Source organism: Thalassobacillus sp. CUG 92003, assembly GCF_013618635.1.
In the GTDB taxonomy this organism is placed as follows: domain Bacteria; phylum Bacillota; class Bacilli; order Bacillales; family Halobacillaceae; genus CUG-92003.
In genome coordinates, this window is the sequence record NZ_JABLSJ010000005.1 from 260578 (window position 1) to 273423 (window position 12846).

A 12846-nucleotide genomic window follows, 5' to 3' on the forward strand; every position below is an offset into this window, starting at 1 on the left:
CCCCACCCATTAATAAGCTTCCTGCAGTCTCAGCTGTTTGAGTAACTGTAAAAGCACTTCCAGCAGTGGTTCACGCTCTCTCTCAAGCACACGAAAGTATAAAGCTCTAAGAAAATGCTTACTATTATTGATAATAATATCTTCGCTCGGCTCACTAAAACTCTCCCGTTCAAACAAGAGCGTTTGAAGCCAAGTCACACGCTCCTCGTCATCCAGCTTATCAAACATGACGAGAACAGCGGTGACCATGCGTTCCTCTTCATCAAATAAATACGGGTGAGGGATTAACAACTGCTTACGAATGAAAGGGAGCATGTCCAATACTTCCTCCCTGGTTATTTCGCTGCATAGTGCGAGTGAGTACAAGGCATCCGCCGCATGAGCCATGGTATGAGCCCAACCTTTTTCCGATACATAACCTCGATGGTCCTTTTCCTGTTCCATATATTTCTTTAGATTATCCCAAATTTTATGAACGTGTTCTTCAGGTATAAATGGCGATTTTCTATGCTGCTCCATAATTGGAGGAATCAATAATACTGAAAAACTTCTTCTAAACACAGCGTCCTCTTCCTTGTGAGATGTACCAATACGATAAAAAAGGTAATTTTTATTTTGAATGGAATGGAGGATGCTCAACATTTTTTCATGACGATAGTAGCCTCGTTCGATAAATGTGGCGAACGTTACGTATATCAATTCATCGCGAATAACGGGGTTGGCATTTCCTAATTGCTGCAGCATCACCGTCGTGATTTCCTGGAGTTCCTGGTCATTATGTATGTGAAAATCCCGGTCTTTGATAGCCTGCATTCTTTCCATGATCCTTTCATTCAATTCCTTCACCCCCATCATTTCATTTATTGTATCACAACTCCTTTTTAATCTGGTGCTCTTGCACTTTCAGGGTGTGCTGTTTTTCTGCTAAAATAAAGTTAGTTCGACTAAGAGGAGGAATAGAAGATGGCAATCACGGTTGAAGGTACACCCAATCCAAATGCAATGAAATTCACAACAGATTCCATGATATTTCAAGGAGATGGAAGTGTGTCAGTTATGGCGGGTCAAACGAGCGACTATCAAATCCTGAACGATCTCATGGCCTTAGAGGGCGTTGATAATGTGTTTGGATTCCAAAACTTTATCACCGTCAACAAAACATTTCAAGCTGAATGGGACGGTCTCACCCCAAAAGTTGAAGCCGTATTACAGGAGCATGGTTACTAAAAACGCAAAAAAGTGCTGAATTGCCGACTGGCCTTCTACACTTGATTTTCGAAAGGCTTGTACCCCACAAGCCTTTCTTTTTTATTGGAACTGTTAAAGTTTGTTGTTGTTAGTTGAAGTGGATATTTAGCTCGAAACGGAGTCTTTCGCTGAAGGGCATAATTGTGGAAGACTTGATTTCGAGATGTTTGTGGTCGTGTAGGGCCGTTGGGGAAGGATTCGCTTTCCTGCGGGGGAACTGGCAAGCCTCCTCAGGCTTCGCCTTCCAGCATCCGCATTCACAAAAGTCTCGAAACGGAGCCTTCATTAAAGGGGGCTTTAGTTGAATTAGCCCCATATATAAAAAATGAAGAACTCCCATAAAATTGGAAGTTCTTTTTTAAGTAATATCAACACTAAACTTTAATAGAGCCTTTTTATTAATTTTGTAAACGTGATCGTGAAAGCGTTTTTCGCAAAACGGACAAAGTTAAAACTTAAAATTGTTCCAGTGTAATATAATTCAAGGCTGACATGTCATCTCCGGAAAATACCGTCAAGGTTAAACTGCCATAGGAAGGAAGCTGATCTTGCTTTAGATTGACGTCGATTGTAAATGGTGACCACTCTGAACCCCCTCCCTCAACTTGTACACGTGTATCTTCAGTGATGACGTGATGACCATCTTCAATATTGTAGATGAAGGCGTCTTTACGCGTTTCGCCTGTTACCGTATATGTTCCGTTTTCACCTTCGACCTCAAGGTTGCGTACCATCTCTTCTGCATCAGCTGACGCATTTTGTTCACCATCGTCGATCGTAAATGATTGCTTAACATTGAATGGCTGCGCATCAAGTGGTTTCTCATTGATGTTTGAAGGTACTAGCGTCATCGATGCCTCATATTTACCCGGTTCCAATCCAGCATCTTTCCATGTTTCTGAAATTTCATAACGCTCCCCGCCTTTAATCTCCTCATATTGCAAGGCTTGCGTAAAGAATTTTCCCTCTGAGAATTTATAAACTTCCTCACCTGAAGCGTCGGTAACGATAATTTCATACTTTTGACCGGATGAAAACCCGAGGGTCAGCGGCGTGTCACTCGTATTCATGAGTGCCATTTCAAATTTAACAGAACTGTTGGATGGTTTAGCTTCGGCCGTCATCTCCAGCTGCTTAATCATTTCCTCCACTTGCGAAACCTCCGCTTCGGTTTCATTTTGTTCTTCTTTAACGTCTTCCTCACCATTAGCCGTGTTTTCATCATTTGAGCCATCACATGCTGTTAGAGCGAGTAGACCTGAACTCAAAAGACATATCAGGAATTTTTTCATGATAGACCTTTCCCCCCTACGTTTGTTTACACAATTAGACGATTGGCGTGCACAATGGTTACACTACTTATCGTCTTTACGGAAGAAACCGAAAATTCCTGTTGTCTGGACGATATTTGTGAAGGCTTCCGGGTCAACACCATTAATAATTTGTTCCAAATCGTATAACTCATACCTTGTGATAACCATGACCATCATGTTTTTATCTTGCTGTGTAAATGCTCCTCTTGCGGGGAGTGTGGTAATACCTCTAACCAAATTGGCATGAATCGCTTTTTCTAATTCAGCTGCTTTTGACGTGATAATCATAGCTGTGAGCTTCTCGTGTCGGGTATGGATGGCATCGATCATCCGTGTTGTTACATAGAGCGTTAATAGCGTGTACAATGCGTTCTCTGGCTCATATAAAAATCCGGCTATAGCGATGATAGCGCCATTAATCATGAGAAAGTAAGTGCCGATTGGCCGATCCTTCATCCGAGAGAGGACCATTGCTACAATATCAAGTCCGCCCGTGGATGCCCCCCATTTTAATGTCATACCGACACCTACTCCGCCGATAACTCCGCCAAACACGGCATTAAGGATAATGTCAGAGGATAATTGTTGAACAGGGATAGCTTCTAGGAATAATGTCGTAAATGCAACAGACACGACACTATAAATTGTAAAGCCTTTCCCTACCTTATACCAGCCTAGTATGGCTACCGGGATGTTGAAGGTGAAAAGTATTAAACCTGTGCTTACTCCAGGTATCCCTAAAAAATCGTTGAATATGCTTGATAATAGCTGTGCCACACCGGTAAATCCACTGGCATACACATTCGCTTCAATTAAAAAGAGATTCAAAGCGACAGCGTTCAATATTGCTCCGATTAATACAACGACGACTCTTCTTGCTTCTAGTGAAAACATGGCAGCCTCCTTCTTGTCCTTAAAAATCACTATTCTTTTTGTATCACCGTTAAACACTAAAATCAAGAATTATTATTGGAAGAGTGGGGCTTATTACGTTTAGAAAATGAAAGATTATTTTGACTAATGCAACCATTAGATGTAAACTTCATACCATCATAACCAAATAATTGAAGGTGAAAATATGACGATAAAAATTATCTGTGATTCTGCCTGTGACCTCTCGCATGAGGCTTACCACGAATATGGTCTCGACATGCTTCCTCTTAAGGTTACCCTAGACGATAAGGAATATGAGGATGGAAAATCTATTTCGCCGGAACAGGTTTACGCTGAAATGCGGAACGGAAAGACTCCTAAGACTGTGCAAGTCACGGCTCAAACATTTACTGAAACCTTTACCAACTATGCCGAAAAACAGCAGCCTTTTATTTATTTTGCTTTTTCTTCAGAATTATCCGGAACATATCAAACAGCTAAAATGGTAGAACAAGAGGTAAAATCGGATTATCCAGATGCTGACTTTCACGTCATTGATACAAAATGTGCTTCATTAGGGTGTGGTTTAGTTGTGTTACGTGCTGCCGAGATGGCTCATAAAGGGGCTGAGCGCGATGACATCATTAAAGAGGCCCAAACCATGGCCGCCAACATGGAACATATATTCACAGTGGAAGACCTCGAATACTTATATCGGGGCGGCCGGGTCAGCCGAACAGCGGCATTCGTCGGCAGCCTACTCAAGATAAAACCCTTGCTTCATGTTGAGAACGGCCAATTAAAACCGTTAGAAAAAATCCGAGGATCCAAAAAAGTATTAAGGCGTATGGTTGATGTCATGAAAGAACGTGGAAATGATGTAAGTGAACAGCGCATCGCCATTAGCCACGGAGATGCTCAGGATAAAGCGGAGCAGTTAGCTGAATTGATTCAGGAAGAGTTAAATCCTAAAGATATTTACATCCATCAAATAGGTGCTGTCATCGGAGCCCATGCCGGTCCAGGTACATTGGCACTCTTTTTTCTCAACGATACCCAGTCCCCTAAATAAGCAGTCATAACGTGTATGTCATATATGTGTAACACTTTTGTCCCCTTTTCGACTAACTAAAAAAAGGGGGACAATTTTATGAAAATATGGGCAAGCACCATTTTATGTTTGATTCTGCTGATCACTGGTTGCTCCAGTGATGATCAGGAATCTCAAACGGGAGAGTCGAATGATAGCTCCGAAGCGACTTCAGAGGAAGCTTCCCAAGATGGAGCGGCCGATTCTTCCGGCAACGAACAAGGGCTGTCCGGGGCAAATTCAGAAAATGCAGAGGACAACCAAAACAATGTTGCGTCTGTTCAAAATCAGATGATGATTTATAATGCACAGATTGAACTTGAAACAGAGAACTATGATGACTTCAATCAAGAACTTGAAACCAGAATGCAGAAACATGAAGCTTATATGGTCGAGTCGACCCTTCACAACTCTGAAGAAGGTAACCGACAAGCGACGATAAAACTCCGCATTCCTCAGGAAAACTTTGATCCTTTTATTGAAGGAATTCCTTCATACAGCGATGAAGTCATCTCTAAAAACGTTTCAGGACGCGATGTTACGGAACAGTATGTTGACCTTGAATCACGACTTGAAGCCAAAGAAAAAATTGAAAGCCGATTAATGACGTTTTTAGATGAAGCTGGAAAAACTGAGGACTTAATCAGTATTTCTCAGGATCTAGAACGTGTACAGGAAGAAATAGAAGTGATAAAAGGAAAAATGAATTACCTTGATAACCAAAGCGACTTTTCAACCATTACGCTGAACGTCACGGAAACGAAAGTCGTTGTACCGGGCATAGAGAACCAGCAGTTAAATACATGGGAAAAAACGAAACAGACGTTTATGACTTCAATCAACGGACTCTCCAGTTTTTTCTCCTGGGTGATCATTACCGTCGTCGGCTATAGTCCCGTCCTAATACCCGTTCTAATTGTGATCGCCCTTTATTGGCTGTACCGTCGTCGATCTGCTCATACGCGTGAGGAAACAGATTAAATTCTTTCCTTAAGCAGTCAGTGAACGCACAAAAAATCCGAACTGATTTTCGGCGAAAACAGTTCGGATTTTTAATATGTCTACAATCACTGAGAGGAAGGCTCTTCTTTTCGAGCAGTTGAAGAGCGATGTTTGATAGCAAAAGGAACTGTTACGCGTTTAGCCGGTTCATAAGGATGGCGTATTTTTTCGATCAAACATTTACTTGCTTGAACACCCAATTCATAGATGTGAATATCTACCGTGGTAAGCGGTGGACGGGTTACTTCTGAGAGATAGACATTATTAAAACTGACGATCGATACATCTTCGGGAACATACTTCCCGTGTTCTTCTAAGGTGTTAAGCACACCGATGCTCATTAAATCATCGGTAATGACCAAGCCGGTAGGCGGTTCTTTAAGATCCAATAATTTTTTTACAGCTTTCTTGCCCCCGGCTTTCAAGAAATCGGTATGGATGCGATAATCTTCTAAGAAAGGTAACCCCGCTTCTTTTAATGCAAGCTCATATCCTTTCATGCGATCGAGCGTCACGACTAACTCCTGCGCTCCTCCTATAAAACCTATGCGTTCATGGCCTTGTTGGATGAGATGATCCGTAATGTTTTTACTGGCCGTGATATTATCGTTATCGATATGGCTGATTTCGTTCATGCGTTCCCATGGTTTCCCGACAATTAGGAACGGAAAGTTCATTTCCAGCAGAAAATTCATGACAGGGTCATGCGTACTTGAATATAACAAAATAACACCATCTACTCGATGACCGTACACCATTCGTTCTACGCCTTCTAGCATTTCATGATCGGTCTCCCCTGTAGACAATAAAAGCGAGTAATCCAACTCATGGGCGACAGAACTTATCCCTCTCAACACTTCAGGAAAAAAAGGGTTCTGCAGCGCTTTATCAGCACTTGAAGGCATAACGACTCCAATTGATTGGGTGGATCGGTTTGCTAAACTTCTCGCATTGGCATTGGGGTGATAGCCGAGCTCTTTCATGGCTTTTCTGACTCGTTTTTTAGTAGCAGGGCTAATATTTGAATGATCAGCTATAACACGTGATACAGTCGACGGGGCAACGCCTGAAGCCTTTGCTACATCTTTGATTGTGATTCCCATGGCACTCACCTTCGATTTCTGTCCTAAAGTGACAGGTCTCCTATGTCATGATGTCGTGTTTTGTCGCCATTTATATAGACATCCTGCTCTTCCTTCAATCCATGGACCACTACCTCCAATTTATCGTAAGGAGGTACATAATCTCCCTGGGAATGGACAACGTCCAAATGAACAGCATTATTTAAGCACTTCATGTCTATTTTGATTTCCTTGTATACGCCTTGTTCGTATTGAAATGTTTCCCCATCATCATCATACATATACACCTGATAGCTGGACTTCTCATCAGCGTAAACATGAAGCGTCAATTCATTCTGGCTCGATTCCATCGAAGCGCCAGTATTTCCTAGAACGATGGCAGAACCTTGCCGAATGAATAGCGGAAGTTGATCAATAGTGGCGTAAATTAAATGACTTTTGCCCCCTTCGTAAACTTCCCCTGAAAAATAATCGACCCATTGGCCCTCTGGTAAATAAACTGCACGTTCGCTGACTTCCGGCATTAATATAGGCGCAATGATAACATTATCCCCTATCATAAATTCATCATTTAATTGATACGTTTTTGCATCTTCCGGGAACTCGAGCATCAATGGCCTCATGACAGGGAGCCCCTGGCGAGCGGCCAAATTAAATAAACTGTAAAGCTGCGGCATCCATTTGTAGCGTAACGCGATAAACGATTTGATGGTTGCTTCATAATCTTCTCCAAATTGCCATGGTTCCTGATAGACTGTACCGATTGCAGAGTGGTTTCGAAAATAAGGCGTGAAAGCACCAACTTGCATCCAACGGGTCAATAGCTCTCCATTCGTATCGTGGGCAAATCCGCCAATATCAGCACCGGCATACGCGACACCCGAAAGGCCAAGGTTCATAATCATGGGAATGGACATCTGTAAATGCTCCCAAAAACTGCGATTGTCGCCTGTCCAAACTGCGGCATAACGCTGCACGCCCGAAAATCCTGCGCGTGTAAGTATAAATGGTCGTTTCCCATCCAGCTGCTGCTTCATACTCTCATACGTAGCTTCTCCCATTAGAAGCCCGTAGATGTTGTGCAGGGAACGGTGGGAAAGCGGAGTTCCATCATTTTTATGCATGACGTTCAAATCCATTGTTTTACTCTCATTAAACACTGCGGGCTCATTCATATCATTCCAAATTCCCTCGATGCCGAGATCGCTGTATGTCCTATGCTTCTCACCCCACCACTTGCGTACATGGTGATCAGTGAAATCCGGAAATGCACTCGCCCCGGGCCAAACGTCCCCAAAGTAAATATCACCCTCGAGATATTTACAAAACAGATCGCCCTGCACGCCTTCTTTATAAATCTCGTACTCCACATCTTTCTTTACGCCGGGATCAACGATCGGAACAACACGCACGCCTGCTTCTTTTAAATCGTGTACTAAACGAGAAGGATCAGGGAATCGGTCAGGATCGAAAGTGAAAACGCGATAGCCATCCATATAGTGAATATCAAGATACACGGCATCGAGCGGAATGCCTTTTGCTTTGAAAGTGTCGACTAAGTCTCTAACTTCACGTTCTGATTCATAGCTATAGCGAGACTGATGGTAACCTAGCGCCCATTTAGGCGGTATAGGCATCGTTCCCGTCAGATATGTATATTGTTCAATGACATCTTTCGGGCTTGGTCCTGCAAAAATATAGTACTCTAAACATCCTCCTTCAGCAGAAAAGGTATAGTTGTTTGAATCAGTTTTAAAATCAAAGGTCGTTTTGTAGGTGTTATTAAAATAAACTCCGTAAGCCTCGCCCTTATTCACGACCATGAAATATGGAATCGACTCATAAAGAGGATCTGTTTCGGGATTGTGTGGCGCATACACATCAGTATTCCACATGGTGAGAGATTCACCGCGTTTTTCAAGAAACCCGCTTTTCTCGCCAAGACCATAGATCCGATCTTGAGGTTTCATGACTTTATGGGCCGCCACCTCTCCCCGCTGGGAAAAAACCATCCCTTTAGAGTTATCCTGACACATAACTGTCCCCTGCTCGTTGATTACCTTTAACTGAAACGGATGCTTAGCTATGATTACTTTACATTTGGAACTTTCAAGGGTGATAGCTTCTTTATCTTTGATCATACGAAACCTGTCTTTGGAGGCACTTTGTATAACCGCCCTCGAATTGATGGGTGTGACCTTATGTGTAGACGGCTGCATGTTAACACGCACAATATCGCTTCTGTATAGGTCTAGATCCACATAAGCATGGTTGCACACAAACCGAAAACCGTCTTCGGTTTCCTGAACATCCAAAAGATCGCCTGGCTGGTAATACGCGTGTTTTGGAGTTTGACTCGGATTACGATCAGGCTGAATGGCAAAGCTTGTGTCCTCTAGCATGTTCCAACCTCCTCACCAAATTTAGAGTTGGTTACGTCTATTTTTTAGACTGATGTAACCGACTGCACCAACAAATATTCCCATAACGCCTAAAACAAACGAAATGAACAACCAATTAATGCCCTGATTTTCCTCTAACAAGAATACATCTGCTTGTTCGCGTTCTAAGCTTAACTTATAGGTGCCATCGCTTTGAGAACGGACGAGTCCATCGTGCAGCAGTCCGCGAAGCTGGTGATCATTCGGCAGACTTTCAAGTTCTGCAGTTCGGGTAGATTGATCGTTATTAATTGCTACAACCAGCGTCTGATGGTCAAGACTTCGTTTAAAGACTGTCATGCCCTCATCATCATACAATTGTTCAAAAGCACCACGCGTTAAAGCTGGGTACTGATCTCGCATGGCATTAAGCTTGTCCAAACGTTGATTTAGATCTTGATCGCCTGCTTTGAAATTCATCATCCGGCGATTATCAGGATCTTCCCCGCCATCCAAAGGCACTTCACTTCCATAGTAAACGATAGGTATACCTGGAGAAGTGAACATATATGTTAAACCGAGTTTCCAACGTGTAACGGGATTCTGATCATTTTCTATTGCTCGCCTTGTGAACCGTTTATTATCGTGATTATCCAAAAAATTTCCCATAAGATGGGGATTGCTAAAGGCATCATTATTCCGTTCCCATACATTGTATAGAGGATTCAAAGATTGCTTGCCACTCTCGCTGAAAATCTGGCTTGCCTGCTCATAGAATGGATAATTGACAAAACCATCGATACCGGCTTCTTCATAACCCGCTATATAATCAGAATTTTCACTCCACACTTCGCCTAATAAAAAGAAATCTTCATCAATCGATTTGACGTGATTTGAAAAATCAGCCCAAAATGACTTCGGCACATGTTTAACTGTATCCAAACGAAAGCCATCGACACCTGTCTCTTCAATCCAAAACTCAGCAGCATCAAAGAGATAGTTTTTCACTTCTTCATTTTCCGTATTTAAATCAGGAAGACCGGCTAGCCAGCCATTTTCTAACGTCTCTTGACTCTCTCCCATTATTCTCTTCTCTTCGTGGTACCAATTTTCCTTCTCGGGGTCATCTAACCAGGGGTGTTCATTACCTGTATGGTTGACTACGAAATCAAAAATGACTTTCATATCACGCTCATGAGCTTCCTCTACCAGCCGCTTGGCATCTTCCAACGTACCAAAATGCTCGTCCACTGACTTGAAGTCTTCGATCCAATAGCCATGGTAACCCCCGGGTCCGTTATCCATGATCGGCGTAAGCCAAATGGTGGTAAAGCCCATGTCTTTAATGTAATCCAGTTTCTCAATGACACCTTTTAGATCGCCACCTTGGAAAGCTTTTGGATCATTTGGGTCAGCATCTTGATCGTTACTGAAATCTCCGTTCATAAATCGGTCCACCATGGTAAAATAAATGCTTTCATCTTGCCATTTACGTTCTTCTTTTTCATCAGCACCTGCAGGAAGGGCATAAAAAAGAAGCAACGGGATGATCATGATGAGTAACGCCGTAATTTTTTTCATCACCGTTCCTCCTCCGCATATATATACCTTCTAAGATTATCCTTTTGATCCTCCTGCCGTCAAACCTGAAATCAAATAACGTTGCAGAAATAAGTAAATGGCTGCTATTGGCACGGCTACTAGTACGGATCCTGCAGCGAACCGGGTGAAGTTATTGGCGAACTGATCATTTATGAAATTAAATAACCCAACAGCTAATGTATACTTGGCTTCGCTTGATAGCACAATCGAAGGCAAGAGGAAATCAAACATCGGCATCATAAAGTTGAATAACGCGACCACCGCCAGAATCGGTTTCGCCAATGGCAGCATGATGCTGAAAAAAACGCGTAAGTGACCGGCACCATCAATACGTGCTGCTTGGTCCAATTCACGTGGAATCGTATCGAAATATCCTTTAACAAGCCATGCGTTAAACGGTATTTGACCGCCTAAGTATATTAAGATCAAACCAGAAAGGGTATCGAGCATCCCAATCATATTCAAAAATATATACAACGCGACCATGGCCATCATGACAGGGAACATTTGCAACAGTAAAAATACATATAAACCATTTTTTCGTCCGACAAATTCATATCGTGAAAACGCGTAGGCTACCAAGGACGTTAAGATGACGCTCCCAGCAGCGGTAAAGGTCGATACAATCAGTGAATTTTTATACCAGGTGAGATAATTACTTTCTGAGCTGAATAACCACATATAATGTTCTAAAGAAAAATTTTCTGGAATGATACTGGATGAATAGAGACTGCTTCCCTCATTTAGCGACATGCCGACTGTCCAAATTAAGGGGTAAAAGATGACGACAAACACAATCGCTAAAATTAGATAAATCCCCGTAACTTCTAACCTTGATTTCATTTGTTGTCCCATTAGATTTCACCTTCTTCTTTAAACGAGCGTGTGCGTCTAAACTGGTAAAACGCAAATCCGGAAACTAACAGCCCCATAATGATCGAAACAGCAGCGGCCATGCCATAATTGTTTGTATCGAAAGTCAATTTGTAGACCCAGGAAATTAAAATATCCGTCCCTCCTGCTTTTTGATCCATCACGGGCGGCCCGCCTTCATTAAACAGATAAATGATATTGAAGTTATTAAAGTTTTGGGCATATTGCATAATCAATAAAGGGGCGGTTGCAAACATGACATGCGGTAGTGTAATAAATCGGAACTTTTGCATGCGCGAACTCCCATCAATATCAGCTGCTTCATACCAATCCTTTGAAATGCTCTGCAGAACACCTGTAAATAAAGCAAATACAAAGGGAAAACCTAGCCAGGTTTGTATTAAGATGATCGCGATCCGGGAATAAAAAGGATCACTTAACCATGGAAGTCCTTCTCCACCGGTCAGAGGAATGATAATGTCTCGATTAATAGCCCCGAATTGATCATTAAACATAGCGGCAAATATGAGGATGGTCACAAAGGCCGGTACTGCCCACGGTAATATTAATACAGTGCGAATCAGTTTTTTGAATTTAACACGCGAATCATTGACCAACACGGCTAAAAATAACCCAACACCAATCTGGAGTGACGTCGCAACGACTGTCCACACAATCGTCCAGGAAAATACGCTAATAAACGTGTCTTTCCAAATCGGCTCACTCGCCAAATTAATAAAATTTTGCAATCCTACCCAATCGACAAGATTCCGCGGAGGCGAGTTATAAAGGTTGTAGTTTGTAAATGCCAATAGTATAGCGAAGATTAAAGGAAAAACGACCACAAATAACATAAGGAGCAGCCCTGGCGTGGTCATCAAATATGGAAAAGATCGTTCATAAGCTTCACGCAGTGCTTCCCCGAGCCGAGGAGCTGTCCATCCGTTTCTGATTTTTTCAGCTTGCAGTTTGGCATCCCTGATATTAAACACATACAATGTTACGACTATCGCCAAAATGATAAGAGATATGACCCCAAACACGAGCAAGCGGATGGAATGATCCGTCCCTGGGATCGTTCCAAGCGTACGCAGCCCCCATATGCCAAGGTTGATAAAGTCAAGCATCGTCACGAGAAAAGCTGCTTCAATTGTGATAAAAATAATACCTTTTAAATAACGCCGATTATATAATTGACCTAATCCAGCAAAAAGGACGGATAGCACCAAGGCAAGTTTCGGGTTGTGACGCCTCTGTTTTCCTGCTAAGTGGTGTTGATTTGATTCATGGTCTTCGTTGTACTCCGGCAGACCCATTCTATTGTCTCCCCCTTTACGATCGTGACATTGTTAGATAGAGAATGGGAAGAAGGTAGCTTCTCC

At 42.5% G+C, this 12846-nt stretch carries 11 protein-coding genes; 3 read left to right on the forward strand and 8 right to left on the reverse strand.

Annotated elements, in window-relative coordinates; all coding sequences use genetic code 11:
* Nucleotides 1-9: 9 nt before the first annotated feature.
* Entirely contained in the window at nucleotides 10-837 is an 828-nt protein-coding gene (locus HOP45_RS10130; protein WP_181349161.1) for a DUF2785 domain-containing protein, read from the reverse strand.
* A gap of 126 nt (nucleotides 838-963) precedes the next feature.
* Between HOP45_RS10130 and HOP45_RS10135 the strand changes: the two genes are divergently transcribed.
* Nucleotides 964-1227, forward strand: a complete 264-nt coding sequence (locus HOP45_RS10135) for a NifU N-terminal domain-containing protein (RefSeq protein WP_181349162.1) — start codon at nucleotides 964-966, stop codon at nucleotides 1225-1227.
* Nucleotides 1228-1703: 476 nt separating this feature from the next.
* Here HOP45_RS10135 and HOP45_RS10140 read toward each other — a convergent pair whose 3' ends face one another.
* Together HOP45_RS10140 and HOP45_RS10145 are read right to left on the reverse strand one after the other, a co-directional pair.
* A complete protein-coding gene (locus tag HOP45_RS10140) occupies nucleotides 1704-2540 on the reverse strand; it encodes a BsuPI-related putative proteinase inhibitor (RefSeq protein WP_181349163.1) in 837 nt (278 codons plus the stop codon).
* Between the two features lie 63 nt (nucleotides 2541-2603).
* Complete coding sequence (locus tag HOP45_RS10145; protein WP_181349164.1) at nucleotides 2604-3455, reverse strand: YitT family protein; 852 nt, start codon at nucleotides 3453-3455, stop codon at nucleotides 2604-2606.
* A gap of 184 nt (nucleotides 3456-3639) precedes the next feature.
* Between HOP45_RS10145 and HOP45_RS10150 the strand changes: the two genes are divergently transcribed.
* Both HOP45_RS10150 and HOP45_RS10155 read left to right on the forward strand, forming a co-directional pair.
* Nucleotides 3640-4506, forward strand: coding sequence for a DegV family protein (locus HOP45_RS10150; RefSeq protein ID WP_181349165.1), 867 nt, complete (start codon nucleotides 3640-3642; stop codon nucleotides 4504-4506).
* Nucleotides 4507-4584: 78 nt separating this feature from the next.
* The gene (locus HOP45_RS10155; protein WP_181349166.1) at nucleotides 4585-5505 is read left to right on the forward strand and encodes a DUF4349 domain-containing protein; all 921 of its coding nucleotides are present in this window, start codon (nucleotides 4585-4587) and stop codon (nucleotides 5503-5505) included.
* 86 nt (nucleotides 5506-5591) lie between these two features.
* Here HOP45_RS10155 and HOP45_RS10160 read toward each other — a convergent pair whose 3' ends face one another.
* From HOP45_RS10160 to HOP45_RS10180, 5 genes are read right to left on the reverse strand one after another with little or no spacing between them, the layout of a single operon-like run.
* Nucleotides 5592-6629, reverse strand: a complete 1038-nt coding sequence (locus HOP45_RS10160) for a LacI family DNA-binding transcriptional regulator (protein ID WP_181349167.1) — start codon at nucleotides 6627-6629, stop codon at nucleotides 5592-5594.
* A 23-nt stretch (nucleotides 6630-6652) separates the two neighbouring features.
* A complete protein-coding gene (locus tag HOP45_RS10165; protein ID WP_181349168.1) occupies nucleotides 6653-9010 on the reverse strand; it encodes a glycoside hydrolase family 31 protein in 2358 nt (785 codons plus the stop codon).
* A 21-nt stretch (nucleotides 9011-9031) separates the two neighbouring features.
* Nucleotides 9032-10570, reverse strand: a complete 1539-nt coding sequence (locus tag HOP45_RS10170; RefSeq protein WP_181349169.1) for an alpha-amylase family glycosyl hydrolase — start codon at nucleotides 10568-10570, stop codon at nucleotides 9032-9034.
* 36 nt (nucleotides 10571-10606) lie between these two features.
* The gene (locus HOP45_RS10175; RefSeq protein WP_181349170.1) at nucleotides 10607-11446 is read right to left on the reverse strand and encodes a sugar ABC transporter permease; all 840 of its coding nucleotides are present in this window, start codon (nucleotides 11444-11446) and stop codon (nucleotides 10607-10609) included.
* A complete protein-coding gene (locus HOP45_RS10180) occupies nucleotides 11446-12780 on the reverse strand; it encodes a carbohydrate ABC transporter permease (RefSeq protein ID WP_181349171.1) in 1335 nt (444 codons plus the stop codon). The genes HOP45_RS10175 and HOP45_RS10180 overlap by 1 nt, the downstream gene beginning before the upstream one ends.
* Nucleotides 12781-12846: the final 66 nt, after the last annotated feature.